We start from the raw sequence: 13,256 nt of genomic DNA on the forward strand, positions 1-13,256 counted from the left end.
TCTCCTTCGTGCACGAAGACGGCGCCGGCCACCCGCTGGACACCGCACCGGCGGGCTGGCGGGACAGGCAGGCCGTCCTCGCCTACGGCTCCAACGCGAACCCGTCGAAGATCAGCTGGATGCGCGCCGAACTGGGGTTGGCGGGCCCGGTCGTGGTGGCGCACGCCCGCTGCGACGGCCTCGCCGCCGTGTGGGCGTCCGGCCTGCGCTACCGCGACGGCCAGCGCCCCGCGACGCTCACCGCGCTACCGGGCGTCGAGGAGCACGCCCTCTGGTTCGTGACACCGGACCAGCTCGCGGTGCTGGACGTCTGCGAAGGCCGCGGCAACCGCTACCACCTGGTCCGGCTCACCGAACCGCGCATCACGCTCGAGGACGGCAGTCCGGTGACCGACGTGCTGGCCTACATCGGCGCGGTGCCGATCCGCTACCCGCTGCTGGTCGACGGCAAGCCGGTCCGCACGGCCGACGTCCCGCAGGCGCGGGCGGTCGAACTGCACGGCGAACCCGCCGGCGGTCCGGGCGTGGCCTGCGAGGTCGTCGAACCGCCGGACGGGCTTACCTTCCCTGGACCAGCTTCCCCGGGTTGAGGATCCCGGTCGGGTCGACCGCGGACTTCGCCGCACGCAACACTTCCACGCCCAGCGAACCGATCTCCGCCTTCAAGTACGGCGCGTGGTCGACGCCGACGGCGTGGTGGTGGGAAATCGTGCCCAGCCCGGTAATCGCCTCGCACGCCGCCGCCTTCGCGCGCTGCCACTGGCCGACCGGGTCGGCCTCGTCGCGCGCCGTCAGGACCGTGAAGTACAGCGACGCACCCGTCTCGTACGCGTGCGAAATGTGGCACATCACGATCGACCGGCCCAGGGACGCGGTGATCGCCGCCCGGACGTCGTCACGCAGTTCGTCCACAGTGGACCAGTACGCCGCGGTCTCCAGCGTCTCGACGCAGATCCCTTGGTCCATCAGGACGTCCCGCTGCCGAGGACCGGCGAACCGCCCGTGCCGCCAGGACTCGCCGAGCGCCTTGCCGACGCGCACGGCACCGGAGGCCTTCAGCCGGCGTGTCGTCTCGCGGCGGCGCAGCGCCACGTCGTGCGCGGTGCCTTCCCAGCCGACGATGAGGAAGCACGGCCGTGCCACCCCGCGCGCGGCCAGGTACTTGCGCAACGCCGCCGTCTTGAGACCGGCGTTCAGCGCCAGGGAGACTTCGGTTTCGTCCCCGTCGGACAGCCGGGTGACGTCGGCGAGCGCGTGGTTCTGCGCGAGGTCGCGGACGGCTTCCCGGCCCGCGTCCCAGCTCGGCAGCGCGTAGCCCTCGTACCGTTTGACCGGCGGCGCCGGGCGCACCCGCAGCGAGACCTCGGTGATCACGCCGAGCGTGCCTTCGCTGCCGACCGCGAGCTGGCGCAGGTCCGGCCCGGCGGCCGACGCCGGCGCGACGCCGAGCTTCCACTCGCCGCGCGGGGTGGCCAGCCGCACGCCCTTGACCATGTCTTCGAAGCGCCCGTAGCCCGAGGACGCCTGCCCGGCCGAGCGCGTCGCCGCGAAGCCGCCGATGGTGGCCCGCTCGAACGACTGCGGGATGTGCCCGAGCGTCAAGCCGTGCTCGCCGAGGAGACGCTCTGCCTCGGGACCGCGGACGCCGGCCTGCAGGACAGCCAGGCGCGACTCGGCGTCGACCGACACCAGCGCGTCGAGCCGGACGAGGTCGAGCGCGATCACGGACGCCTTGTCGCCGCGCAGCGCCGCGACCCCGCCGACGACCGAGGTGCCGCCGCCGAAGGGCACCACCCCGACGTCGTGCTTGACGCAGACGTCGAGCACGGCCTGGACCTCGTCCGGGTCCGCGGGCAGCACGACCGCGTCGGGTACCGGGAAGTCCGCGGTGGGCGAACGGCGGCGCAGCAAGTCGAGGTAGGACAGCCCGGTGGCGCGCGCCAGCCGTGCCACGTCGTCTACCAGCACGTTCTCCGCGCCGACCACTTCGGACAACGCGGCGGCAGCAGATTCGTCCAGTTTCGGTGACGGTATTTCCACCGGCAAATCACCGGCTGGGGCAGCACCGGGAGCGGTCTGGCCTATACGCTGTTCAAGCCACTTGGCCGCCCGCGCGGGCAGCCGGGCGGCGTCGGCGGCTTCCGAGGTCCAGGACCGTCGAAGGCGGTGGTCAATGAGCGCGTTCACCGATACAGTGTGACACATGGACGTGAAACGTCACACTATGGAGACCGCGGGATCGTCCGCGCTCGCGGACACCCGCAGCCGCCAGACGGCGACGAGAGTGGCCGATGACGTGCTGCTCGACGCCGCGCGCTCGTGCGTGCTGGCCGTCGGTGTGCGCCGCACCACACTCGCCGAAATCGCCCGTACCGCCCGCGTCAGCCGGATGACGGTCTACCGCCGCTTCCCCGACGTGCGCAGCGTGCTCGCCGCGCTGATGACCCGCGAGTTCAGCGGGCTGCTGCGCACGGCGAGCGAACGCGGCGCCGAGGGCGCGAACAGCCGCGAACGGCTCGTGCTCATCGCGTCGGCCGGCGTCCGCGCGCTGGCGGCCGACCCGCTGTTCCGCACGCTGCTCGACGTCGACCCCGAGCTGGTCCTGCCGTACATCGTGGAGCGGCTGGGCGCGACGCAGAAGTTCGCCGAGGCGGCGCTGCACCAGCTGCTGGAGGCCGGCCACCAGGACGGGTCGATCCGGCGGGCGCCGGTCGCGGCGCAGTCCCGGTCGGTGCTGCTGGTGGTGCAGTCGTTCGCGTTCTCGCTGCGGCCGGCCACGGCGGACGTCGGCGAGGCGGCGCTGCTGGCGGAGTTCACCCACGTGCTCGACGCGGCGCTGAAGCCATGACGTCCGGCTCGCTCAACGCGCGGCGCCGCGAACGCGAGCTCGCGGAGCTGGCGGCGGGCGAGCGCGTCGACGTCGTCGTGGTCGGCGGCGGTGTCACCGGCACGGGCATCGCCCTGGACGCGGCTTCGCGCGGGCTGTCGGTGGCGCTCGTCGAGGCGCACGACCTGGCGTTCGGGACGTCCCGCTGGTCGTCGAAGCTCGTGCACGGCGGCCTGCGGTACCTGGCGCACGGCGAGTTCGGCCTGGCACACGAGAGCGCGGTCGAGCGCGGCATCCTGATGACGCGCACGGCGCCGCACCTCACGCGGGCGATGCCGCAGCTGTTCCCGTTGTACCCCAGCACATCCCGCGCACAGCAGGCCCTGGTGGCGGCGGGCTTGCGAGCCGGCGACGTCCTCCGCCGGGCAGCGCGGACGCCGTCGTCGGTGCTGCCGCGGCCGCGCTCGATCCCGGTCGCGGAGGCGCTGGCTTTGGCGCCCGGACTTTCCCCGGTCGGCCTGCGCGGCGCCTTGCTGGCCTACGACGGCGCGTTGGTCGACGACGCGCGCCTGGTGGTTTCCCTGGCACGGACAGCGGCGTCATTCGGCGCCCGGATCCTGACGCGGCTTTCGGCTTCGACGGTTTCCGCGGACCGGGTCTCTGCGGTCGACGGCGTTTCGGGCGACACGGTGGAGATCCACGCACGCCAGGTGATCAACGCGACGGGCGTGTGGGCCGGGACGCTGACCGGTTCGGTGCGGTTGCGGCCGTCACTGGGTTCGCACCTGGTGCTCGCGCCGGGGACGGTCCCGATGGGCACGACGTCGGTGAACATCGGGGTGCCGGGCGAGACCAACCGGTTCGTGTTCCTGCTCCCCCAGCCGGACGGCCGCGTCTACTTGGGACTCACGGACGAACCGGTTTCGGGCGCGATCCCCGACGTGCCGGTGGTTCCCGAGTCCGATGTGGACTTCTTGCTGTCGTTGGCTTCGACGGTCCTGGCTCGTCCGCTGACCCGGTCCGACGTGGCCGGGTCGTACGCCGGCTTGCGGCCGCTGATCGAGGGAACGGGCGGCCGATCGGCCGACCTGTCCCGCAAGCACGCGGTGCTGGTGGGTGCGGACGGGCTGCTGACGGTGGTCGGCGGGAAGCTGACGACGTATCGCCGGATGGCGGAGGACGCGGTCGACTCGGCGGTTCGCCTGGCCGGCCTCAGCGCTTCGCCGTGCCGGACGGCCCGGTTGCCGTTGCTCGGAGCGGCTTCTCGGCCGGATCTGTCCCTTGTGGACGCTTCCCCGCGACTGGTGGCCCGATACGGCACGGAGGCTCCGCGAGTAGCGGCGTTGGGTGAGCTGGACGCGGAGTTCGCGGTCCCGGTGGCCCCGGGATCGGACATCACGGCAGCCGAGGTCGTGTGGGCGGTCCGCAACGAGGGGGCGCTGGACGTGGCGGACGTACTGGAGCGCCGGACCCGGCTGGCGTTGATCCCGTCGGACGCGGAGGCCGCTCGGGCGCGGGTCGCGGAGCTTGTCGACAAGTCGCTCGCCGGCCTCGCCTGAGTCGCAATGTGCCTCGCGTCGAAGCGGCTCGGCCGGATTGCGGCAGCCCAAACGTCTTGAATGACTCATTCATGTCCTCAGACGAGGTGAATGAGTCATTCAGGACAACGCAACCCGCCTTCGGCGACACTTGGCCCAGTCCGCGACCTCGGCCGAGCCGCTCGGGCGCGGGTCGCGGAGCTTGTCGACAAGTCGCTCGCCGGTCTCGCCTGAGCCAGGGTGAAAACCAAGGCTTGATGTCGACTTAACTTGACGACCCGTTGGGTTTTTGCAACAGTTACCCCATGAGCCCGGTCAGACGCGGCAAGGAGCTGCCGATCTACAACCGGCTTCCCGTGCTTCGAGCGGAGCGCGGGCTGAGCAGGGCCGCGCTCGCGAACGCCGTCGAGGTCAATCCTCAAACCATCGGCGCTCTCGAACGGGGCGATCACTATCCGAGCCTGGACCTGGCTTTCCGGATCTGCGCGGTCTTCGACCTTCCCGTCGAAGCGGTGTTCAGCCGCGCGCCGTTCACGCCACTGTCCACTCAGGTCTACCGCGAGGGGGGAGCATGACCGAGCAACCGGGCCGGCTCGCGGCCTACTGGGAACGCAAGCTGGACAAGATGGACGAGCACGAGCTGCGGCACTCCCGGCGGCTGCCGGGCTGGCGCACGCGCCGGCGCCGCCGGACCCTCACCGCCGTGCTGGCACTCGCCGACCTCGGGCTGATCGCCGGCGCGTCGGTCTTCACCACGGAAAGCGACTGGCTCTTCGGCGTCCTCTGGATGGGCGGTGTCCTGCTCGGCGGCGGCGCGTTCGTGCTGCTGCGGATCCTCACCGGCCGGATGAGCGGCGGGTTTTCGCGGCTGCTGGACGAACGTGAGCGCGAGTGGCGCCACCGTGTCACTTACGGCGGCTTCCGCGGCGTCATGATGCTGTCCGCGCTCCTGGTCAACGGCACGATCCCGACCATCGTGCTGGGCTGGTCGCTGCCGGACGACGACCCCGAAGACTTCGCGGAGGGGATGGGGAATGCCTGAGGGGACGCTGGAGATCGACGGGATCTCCAAACGCTACGGCACGAAGGTCGCGCTGGACGGCGTCACCTTCGACGTCCGCGGCGGGGAGCTGTTCGGGTTCGTCGGCAGCAACGGCGCCGGCAAGACCACGACCATGCGGATCGCGCTGGGAGTGCTGGCCGCCGACGCCGGCGAGGTCCGGTTCCGCGGCGAGAAGATCACGCACGAAGCGCGCACCCACATCGGCTACATGCCCGAGGAACGCGGGCTCTACCCGAAGATGAAGGTCCTCGAGCAGCTGATCTACCTCGCCGAGCTGCACGGCCTCACCGCGAACGAGGCCCACCGCAACGCCGAAAACTGGATCAGCAGGCTCGGCCTGGCCGAGCGCCGCAAGGACGAGGTGCAGAAACTCAGCCTCGGCAACCAGCAGCGCGTCCAGCTGGCCGCCGCGCTGGTGCACGACCCGGCCGTGCTGGTGCTCGACGAACCGTTCTCCGGCCTCGACCCGCTGGCCGTCGACGTCATGAGCGGCGTGCTGCGCGAGAAGGCCGCGGCCGGCGTTCCGGTCGTCTTCTCCAGTCACCAGCTCGATCTCGTCGAGCGGCTGTGCGACCGCGTCGGGATCATCCGGAGCGGCCGGATGGTCGCCGTCGGCACCGTCGGCGAGCTGACCGCCGGCGCGAACAGCAAGCTCGTCGTCACCGCGCCGGCCGCGCCCGGAGGCTGGGCCGCGGGCCTGCCCGGCGTGCGCGTCCTGGAAACCCAGGGCGCCACCACCGTGCTCGAGCTCGAACCGAGCGCGGACGACCAGGCCGTGCTCGCCGCGGCGCTGGCCACCGGGCCGGTCACCGAGTTCAGCCGCCGTCGCCGGTCGCTGACCGAGCTGTTCCGCGACGCCGTTTCCCAAGGTGTCACAGCCGCAGAGGGGGTCTCGCGATGAGGACGTTGAGCGGCAGGCGAGCCGTCTGGCTCGTGATGAAGCGCGAGCTGAACACGCGCCTGCGCACCCGCTCGTTCGTCATCGGCACCGTCGTGATGCTGGTGCTGCTGCTGGGATACGTGGGCTTCCAGACGTCGCTGGCGGGGTCGGCGGACAAGAGCACGGTCGGGCTCACCGGCCAGGCGACCGGGATCGCGCGGCAGCTGCAGGTCGAAGCCGCGCAGTCCGGCAGGCAGATCTCCACGGTCACCGTCACCGACCCGGCCGAGGGCCGCAAGCAGGTCGAGGACGGCGACCTCGACGCGCTCGTCTCGGGCAGCGCGGCGAAGCTGACCGCCACCTACCAGTCCTCTTTGGACGACCAGCTGCGCAAGGTGCTCGACCAGGTCGCGCAGCAGCAGGTGCTCGACGGCGTGCTGTCGTCCGCGCAGCTCGAGCCGGCCGACGTGATGGCCCAGGTCGACGGCACCCACGTGCAGGACGACCCGATCTCGCCGGAGCCCGCGGACCACACGCAACGGCTCGTCGTCGGGCTGATCGTCGCGTTCCTGCTCTACATCAGCATCATCACCTACGGGATGATGGTCGCCCAGGGCGTCGTCGAGGAGAAGTCGAGCCGGGTCGTGGAGATCCTGCTCGCCAGCGTGCGGCCGTGGCAGCTGTTGCTGGGCAAGGTGATCGGGCTCGGCCTGGTCGGACTGACGCAGCTGGTGATCCTGGCCGCGGCCGGGCTGGTCGCGGCATCGGTGACCGGGGTGTTCACGCTGTCCGGCTTCGCCACCGGCGCGATGCTGTGGGGCCTGCTCTGGTACCTGCTCGGATTCCTGTTGTACGCCACCATCTACGGTGCGCTGGGGTCGCTGGTGTCGCGGCAGGAGGACACGCAGTCGGTGGTCGGGCCGCTCAACATCGTGCTGATCGTCGGGTTCGTCACCGGGTTCAACCTGCTGCTGCAGGACCCGTCCGGCACGGCGACGAAGGCCATCTCGCTGGTCCCGTTGTTCTCGCCGATCCTGATGCCGGCCCGGATCTCGACCGGCGCGGCGGCGGGGTGGGAGATCGCGCTGTCCCTGGGCCTCACGGTTGCCCTGGTGGCCCTGCTGACCTGGCTGGGCGGCAAGATCTACGGCAACAGCGTGCTGCGCATCGGCAGCCGCATCAAACTGTCGGAAGCCCTGCGCGGCTGAGCTGGGGAGTCACCGAAGTGCGTGTTCTGTTGTCCGGGTACGACTCGCGCGGGGGCGTCGAGCCGCTGGTGGCGCTCGCGATGAAGGTGCGGGAGCACGGCGTCGAGGTGCGGGTCTGCGCACCGCCCGACGAAGAGTTCGCGCGACGCCTGGCGGGTGTCGGCGTGGAGATGGTGCCGGTCGGGCAGGCCGTGCGGCCGCTGGTGACCGGAGCGAAGCCGCCGACGGCGAAGGGTCTCCCCGAACGCGCGGCCGAGCTGATCGCCGCGCAGTTCGCCGCGGGCGCCGACGGGTGCGACGCGGTGGTGGCGACCGGCCTGGTGCCCGCCGTGGCCGCCGCGCGGTCGGTGGCCGAGCTGCGGGGCATCCCGTACCTGTACGCGACGTTCCAGCAGCTCACGCTGCCGACGCCGCACCACCCTCCACGGCTGACGCACGCCGGCCTGTCGCTCCCGCCGGAGACGGACAACCGGGCGCTGTGGAAGCTGGAAGCCCAGAACATCGACGGGCTGTTCAAGAAGGCACTCGACACCCAGCGCGCGGCCCACGGCCTGCCGCCGGTCGACAGCGTCCTCGGCTACGTGCTCGGCGATCGCCCGCTGCTGGCGTCGGACCCGATCCTCGACCCGTGGCAGGAGACCGCCGACCTCGGCGTCGTCCAGACGGGCGCGTGGATCGTGCCGGACGACCGCCCGCTCCCGGCCGAGCTGGAAGCGTTCCTGAATGCCGGCGAACCACCGGTGTACGCGGGCTTCGGCAGCACCACACCGCGTGGCGCCCAGGTCGCCATCGAGGTGATCCACGCGCAGGGCCGTCGCGCGGTTGTCGGCCAAGGCTGGGCCGGCCTGGGCCTGGCCGACGACCGGGACGACTGCTTCGACTGTTTCGTCATCGGTGAGGTCAACCACCAGGCCCTGTTCCGCCGGTGCGCCGCCGTCGTCCACCACGGCGGCGCGGGCACCACGACGACGGCCACCCGCTCGGGCGCGCCCCAGGTGGTCGTCGCGCAGCACGGCGACCAGCCGTACTGGGCCGGCCGCGTCGCCGAACTCGGCATCGGCGCGGCGCACGACGGCCCGGTGCCGACCGTCGAATCCCTGTCCGCCGCGCTCGAGACGGCGCTGGCCGCCCGGCCGCGGGCGGCCGCCGTCGCCGCCTCGATCCGGACCGACGGCGCGGACGTGGCGGCGAAGCTGGTCCTCGACGCTATGAAGTGATCTTCCCGTACCGCTCCAAGGAAACCTGGCGCTCGTGGGCGTGGTCGACCATGGGCTCCGGGTACGCCTCGGGGCGGTTCTTCAGCTTGTGGACGGCCTTGCCTTCGACGGTGCGCAGCTCCGGCACGTACTTGCGGACGTAGTCGCCGTTCGGGTCGAACTTCTCCCCTTGCGTCGTCGGGTTGAAGATCCGGAAGTACGGCGCCGCGTCCGTGCCGGAGCCGGCGACCCACTGCCAGTTCAGCTGGTTGGACGCGAGGTCGCCGTCGACGAGGTGCTTCATGAAGTGCCGTGCGCCGAGCCACCACGGCAGGTGCAGGTCCTTCACCAGGAAGCTCGCGACGACCATCCGGACGCGGTTGTGGATCCAGCCTTCGGCCAGTAGCTGCCGCATCCCGGCGTCGACGATCGGGTAGCCGGTCTTGCCCGCGCACCACCGTTCGAAGGCCTCGCGGTCGTCGTCGTGCTTCATCCCGTCGAACCGCTTGTCGTAGTTCTTGCGCGCGGTTTCCGGGCGGTGCCACAGGACGTCGGCATGGAATTCGCGCCAGCAGAACTCGCTGCGCAACGACTTCGCGCCGACGCGGTCGTCACCCTCCAGGTCGGCCAGCAGCGTCCGCGGGTGGACGCAGCCCCAGCGCAGGTAGGGCGAAAGCCGGGTCGTGCCTTCGCGGTCCGGCCGGTCGCGGTCTTCGTCGTAGGTTTCGACGCCGTCGTCCAGGAACGCGTGCCAGACGTCCAGCGCGGCCTGCTCACCCGGCTCCGGCAGGGTGGCGGAAACCTTGGGCGACTGGGGGATCTTCAGCGAGCGCGGCGGTTCGACCCAGTCCACAAGGGACGGTCCGGTGTCGGCGGGCCCGCGCCACCCGTGCGCGGTCCACGCCCGGAAGAACGGCGTGAAGACGCGGTAGGGATCGCCGTCCGGCTTGGTGACGCGCCCCGGCGTCACGGCGTACGACGAGCCCGTCTCGACCCAGTCGATGTTGTTCTCCGCCAACGCTTTCGCGACTTCGGCGTCCCGGCGGCGACCGTAGGGCCCGGTGTCCGCGCTGACGTGCACCGCCGCGGCGCCGATCTTCTTCGCGGCCTTCACGACCTCGGCCGCCGGTTCGCCGCGCACCAGCATCAGCCGGCCGCCGAGCTGCTCGTCCAGCTTCTCCAGGCACCCGTACAGGAATGCCTCCCGCGGGGCGCCGCCCGGCTTCAGCAGCGCCTCGTCGAGGACGTACAACGCGAGGACGTGCTTGCTGTGCTTCGAGGCTTCGAGCAGCGCGGCGTGGTCGCCCAGCCGCAGGTCGCGGCGGAACCACAGGACGACGGGTGCTTCTTTGGTCACGCGGCCCAACGATAAGCGCCCCGCCGTGCGGGTGCACGACGGGGCGCTGACCAGGGTGAGCCTTTAGCGCTCCGACATCGGGGTGTAGTCCCGCGAAGCGTGGCCGGTGTAGATCTGCCGCGGGCGGCCGATCTTGGTGGCCGGGTCGTTGATCATCTCGCGCCAGTGCGCGATCCAGCCCGGCAGGCGGCCGAGCGCGAACAGCACCGTGAAGAACTTCGTCGGGAAGCCCAGCGCCCGGTAGATCAGGCCGGTGTAGAAGTCCACGTTCGGGTACAGCTTGCGCTCGATGAAGTAATCGTCGGAAAGCGCCGTCTCTTCGAGCTTCTTGGCGATGTCGAGCAGCTGGTCGCCGCCCTTCAGCTTGCCGAGGATCTCGTCGGCCGTGTTCTTGATGATCTTCGCGCGCGGGTCGTAGTTCTTGTAGACCCGGTGCCCGAAGCCCATCAGCTTCACGCCCTTTTCCTTGTTCTTCACCCGCTCGACGAACTTGGCGACGTCGCCGCCGTCGTTCTTGATGCCCTCGAGCATGTCGAGGACCGCGGCGTTGGCGCCACCGTGCAGCGGGCCGAAGAGCGCGTTGATGCCGGCCGAGATCGACGCGAACAGGTTCGCCTCGGAGGAGCCGACCAGGCGCACGGTCGACGTCGAGCAGTTCTGCTCGTGGTCGGCGTGCAGGATGAACAGCAGGTCGAGAGCCTTCGCGATGTCCGGGTCGACCTCGTACGGCTCGGCCGGGAAGCCGAACGTCATGCGCAGGAAGTTCTCGACCAGGCCCAGCGAGTTGTCCGGGTACAGCAGCGGCTGGCCGACGGACTTCTTGTACGCGTAGGCGGCCAGGGTCGGGACCTTGGCGAGCAGCCGGATGGTGGACAGCTCCACGTTCGGCTCGTCGAACGGGTCGAGCGAATCCTGGTAGAAGGTCGACAGCGCCGAGACCGCGCTCGACAGCACCGGCATCGGGTGCGCGTCGCGCGGGAAGCCGCTGAAGAACGCTTTCAGGTCTTCGTGCAGCAGCGTGTGGCGCTGGATCTTCTCGGTGAAGTCGGCCAGCTGGGCCTCGGTCGGCAGCTCGCCGTAGATCAGGAGGTACGAGACCTCGACGAAGGTCGACTTCTCGGCCAGCTGCTCGATCGGGTAACCGCGGTAGCGGAGGATCCCGGCGTCACCGTCGATGTAGGCGATGGCGGACGACGCGGCGCCGGTGTTGACGAAACCGGGGTCGTAGGTGATGTACCCCGTCTGCGCCAGCAGCTTCCCCAGTTCGATCCCGGGCGCGCCCTCGACCGGGTGGACGATCTTGAACTCGTGCTCGCCACTCGGCAGGGTCAGCTTCGCGGTTTCGCCGCCGGACTGCCCCGCAGTCGTCGCGTCGGACATGCAAGTCCCTCTCACGTTCGGCACGGGGCGGCGGCGCCTGCGGGTTCCACAGGTAGCCAAGTGTTGACGCGAGGAAACACTGGCGCCTCGCTGCACACCGCCCCGCTGGGGTATGAAGAATGCCCCTCTACGCTAGTCGAGGAACGTGTGTTCGCGCAGCGGTGGCGTTGCTCCTGGGTGCCCCTTTGGGACCAGGTTCACACGGTGGCCGCCATATCGGCGGACGTGGGCGGCTCGGCCCCGCTCCGGGAAACCGTGATCGATGCCGCTTTCGCCGCGAATTCCAGCGCCTCGCGCCACGCTCCGGCGTCGAGAGAGGCCAGGTCGGCGACGTCGCGGGTGTGCAGCCAGGCCAGCAGGGCGCCCTGGACGGTGTCGCCGGCGCCGATGGTGTCGACCACGGTCACCTTCCGCGACGGCACGTGGGCCAGCTCACCTGCGGCGGTGATCACCGCGACGCCGTCGGCGCCCCGGGTGAGCACCACGGCGTCCACACCGGACTCGATCCACGTCTTCGCGGCGGCGACCGGGTCGGCCCCTTCGGTGAGCCACGCGGCGTCGTCGTCGGAGATCTTGAGCAGCCGGACGTCCGGCAGCCAGGACGCGAACCGCGCGCGGTAGGCGGCCGGATCGGTGATCAGCGCCTCGCGGATGTTGGGGTCGAGGACGGTCAGCACGCCGCGGGCGGCCTCGCGCCGCAGCATCGCCTCGTACGCCGACGCGCCGGGCTCGAGGACCATCCCGAGGGTGCCCAGGGAGAGCGCGGTCACGGTGTCCGGCAGCGGTCCCGGGTCGGCGACGAGCCTGTCCGCCGTGCCCTCGACGTAGAACGTGTAGCGCGCGGCGCCCTTCGCGTCGAGCGCGACGACGGCGAGCGTCGTCGGCTCGTCGCCGCGCTGCAGCAGCGACGTGTCGACGTCCGAAGCGTGCAGGCGGTCGACCATCGCGTCGCCGAAGCGGTCGGTGGAAACGCGCGAGAGGAAGGCCGTCGGCACGCCGAGGCGGCCGGCGGCCAGCGAGACGTTGTACGGCCCGCCGCCGAGCCGCGGCAGCAGCGCGCGCAGCCCACCGTCCACAGTGGAATCCAAGGGGTCGCCGGGAACCAGGTCGACCAGAGCTTCTCCGCCTACGACGATCACGCCGGGAGTTTAGTGGAGTTCAGGCTGACAATTCCTGTCCGCTATTTGTTCAGCCCGCCGAGCAGGAGTTCACCCAGAGCGGTGAACGCTTCGGCGTCGGAGACGTCGATCCGCTGACTGAGCACCCCGGTCTGGATGCCTTCGATGATCAGCCCGGTCATCTCGGCCACGAGCCGGGCGTGGACGTCGCGGAAGACGCCGTCGGCGACGCCCTTGTCGATGAACTGCCGGAGCCGCTGGGCCGCGAACCGGCTGTTGACCTGGTAGGCCTCGCGGGCCGGCCCGAACTCGGCGAGGTCGCGCATGAACGACGGCGACGCCCGGTTCAGGTGCTCGGCGACGCCGGCCAGGTACTCCCCGATGAGCTTGCGGGCGTCGTCGATCCCGCCGATCCGCTCCTCGATCCGCTCGCCGGCGCCCCGGAAGAAGTGGGTGACGACCTTGACGGCGAGCTGCTCCTTGCTGGGCGCGAGGGCGTAGAGCGTCGACTTCGAGCAGCGGAGCCGGCCGGCGAGGTCGTCGAGGGTGAAATCGGCGAAGCCTTCGGCGAGGAAGAGCGCCTCGAGGTCACCGAGCAGGGCGCGCTGGCGCGCGGTCGGTCGCCTGCGGGGTTCGGGGGGCATCGGCTCACTATCTCCTACGTCTTCCGGCCACCCCAGGCCCGTCGT

The 13,256-nt window shown here is 70.9% G+C and carries 13 protein-coding genes; 8 read left to right on the plus strand and 5 right to left on the minus strand.

The window, feature by feature from the left end:
- The first annotated feature begins 8 nt into the window (after positions 1 to 8).
- The gene (locus tag QQ657_RS16120; protein WP_284742949.1) at positions 9 to 590 is read left to right on the plus strand and encodes a gamma-glutamylcyclotransferase family protein; all 582 of its coding nucleotides are present in this window, start codon (positions 9 to 11) and stop codon (positions 588 to 590) included.
- Here QQ657_RS16120 and QQ657_RS16125 read toward each other — a convergent pair.
- The gene (locus tag QQ657_RS16125; protein WP_284742950.1) at positions 559 to 2,187 is read right to left on the minus strand and encodes an FAD-binding oxidoreductase; all 1,629 of its coding nucleotides are present in this window, start codon (positions 2,185 to 2,187) and stop codon (positions 559 to 561) included. The genes QQ657_RS16120 and QQ657_RS16125 overlap by 32 nt on opposite strands.
- Positions 2,188 to 2,284: 97 nt before the next feature.
- Between QQ657_RS16125 and QQ657_RS16130 the strand changes: the two genes are divergently transcribed.
- The 7 genes from QQ657_RS16130 (at position 2,285) to QQ657_RS16160 (ending at position 8,733) form a co-directional block, all read left to right on the plus strand.
- The gene (locus tag QQ657_RS16130; protein ID WP_284743020.1) at positions 2,285 to 2,848 is read left to right on the plus strand and encodes a TetR/AcrR family transcriptional regulator; all 564 of its coding nucleotides are present in this window, start codon (positions 2,285 to 2,287) and stop codon (positions 2,846 to 2,848) included.
- On the plus strand, positions 2,845 to 4,386 hold the full coding sequence (locus QQ657_RS16135) for a glycerol-3-phosphate dehydrogenase/oxidase (RefSeq protein ID WP_284742951.1): 1,542 nt from the start codon (positions 2,845 to 2,847) through the stop codon (positions 4,384 to 4,386). Before QQ657_RS16130 ends, QQ657_RS16135 begins: the two co-directional genes overlap by 4 nt.
- A 284-nt stretch (positions 4,387 to 4,670) precedes the next feature.
- Positions 4,671 to 4,940 carry a helix-turn-helix transcriptional regulator gene (locus QQ657_RS16140; RefSeq protein ID WP_284742952.1) on the plus strand — a complete coding sequence of 90 codons (270 nt, stop codon included), beginning with the start codon at positions 4,671 to 4,673 and terminating at the stop codon, positions 4,938 to 4,940.
- The gene (locus tag QQ657_RS16145) at positions 4,937 to 5,407 is read left to right on the plus strand and encodes a hypothetical protein (RefSeq protein WP_284742953.1); all 471 of its coding nucleotides are present in this window, start codon (positions 4,937 to 4,939) and stop codon (positions 5,405 to 5,407) included. The genes QQ657_RS16140 and QQ657_RS16145 overlap by 4 nt, the downstream gene beginning before the upstream one ends.
- A complete protein-coding gene (locus tag QQ657_RS16150; RefSeq protein WP_284742954.1) occupies positions 5,400 to 6,329 on the plus strand; it encodes an ABC transporter ATP-binding protein in 930 nt (309 codons plus the stop codon). The genes QQ657_RS16145 and QQ657_RS16150 overlap by 8 nt, the downstream gene beginning before the upstream one ends.
- Positions 6,326 to 7,516, plus strand: a complete 1,191-nt coding sequence (locus tag QQ657_RS16155; protein ID WP_284742955.1) for an ABC transporter permease — start codon at positions 6,326 to 6,328, stop codon at positions 7,514 to 7,516. Before QQ657_RS16150 ends, QQ657_RS16155 begins: the two co-directional genes overlap by 4 nt.
- A gap of 17 nt (positions 7,517 to 7,533) precedes the next feature.
- Positions 7,534 to 8,733, plus strand: coding sequence for a glycosyltransferase (locus QQ657_RS16160; RefSeq protein WP_284742956.1), 1,200 nt, complete (start codon positions 7,534 to 7,536; stop codon positions 8,731 to 8,733).
- Here QQ657_RS16160 and QQ657_RS16165 read toward each other — a convergent pair.
- From QQ657_RS16165 to QQ657_RS16180, 4 genes are all read right to left on the minus strand, one after another.
- Positions 8,723 to 10,069: a cryptochrome/photolyase family protein gene (locus QQ657_RS16165; RefSeq protein WP_284742957.1), complete on the minus strand. Its 1,347-nt coding sequence runs from the start codon at positions 10,067 to 10,069 to the stop codon at positions 8,723 to 8,725. The genes QQ657_RS16160 and QQ657_RS16165 overlap by 11 nt on opposite strands.
- A 63-nt stretch (positions 10,070 to 10,132) precedes the next feature.
- The gene (locus QQ657_RS16170) at positions 10,133 to 11,449 is read right to left on the minus strand and encodes a citrate synthase (protein WP_284742958.1); all 1,317 of its coding nucleotides are present in this window, start codon (positions 11,447 to 11,449) and stop codon (positions 10,133 to 10,135) included.
- A 197-nt stretch (positions 11,450 to 11,646) separates the two neighbouring features.
- The gene (locus QQ657_RS16175; protein WP_284742959.1) at positions 11,647 to 12,588 is read right to left on the minus strand and encodes a carbohydrate kinase family protein; all 942 of its coding nucleotides are present in this window, start codon (positions 12,586 to 12,588) and stop codon (positions 11,647 to 11,649) included.
- Positions 12,589 to 12,629: 41 nt separating this feature from the next.
- Complete coding sequence (locus QQ657_RS16180) at positions 12,630 to 13,211, minus strand: TetR/AcrR family transcriptional regulator (protein ID WP_284742960.1); 582 nt, start codon at positions 13,209 to 13,211, stop codon at positions 12,630 to 12,632.
- Positions 13,212 to 13,256: the final 45 nt, after the last annotated feature.

Origin of the sequence: Amycolatopsis ponsaeliensis (assembly GCF_030182635.1) — a bacterium.
GTDB classification, from domain to species: domain Bacteria; phylum Actinomycetota; class Actinomycetes; order Mycobacteriales; family Pseudonocardiaceae; genus Amycolatopsis; species Amycolatopsis ponsaeliensis.

Coding starts and splice junctions, on each gene's coding strand:
- QQ657_RS16150 (WP_284742954.1), top strand. CDS start 5,400: ATGCCTGAGGGGACGCTGGAGATCGACGGGATCTCCAAACGCTACGGC.
- QQ657_RS16180 (WP_284742960.1), bottom strand. CDS start 13,211: ATGCCCCCCGAACCCCGCAGGCGACCGACCGCGCGCCAGCGCGCCCTG.
- QQ657_RS16135 (WP_284742951.1), top strand. CDS start 2,845: ATGACGTCCGGCTCGCTCAACGCGCGGCGCCGCGAACGCGAGCTCGCG.
- QQ657_RS16140 (WP_284742952.1), top strand. CDS start 4,671: ATGAGCCCGGTCAGACGCGGCAAGGAGCTGCCGATCTACAACCGGCTT.
- QQ657_RS16170 (WP_284742958.1), bottom strand. CDS start 11,449: ATGTCCGACGCGACGACTGCGGGGCAGTCCGGCGGCGAAACCGCGAAG.
- QQ657_RS16145 (WP_284742953.1), top strand. CDS start 4,937: ATGACCGAGCAACCGGGCCGGCTCGCGGCCTACTGGGAACGCAAGCTG.
- QQ657_RS16155 (WP_284742955.1), top strand. CDS start 6,326: ATGAGGACGTTGAGCGGCAGGCGAGCCGTCTGGCTCGTGATGAAGCGC.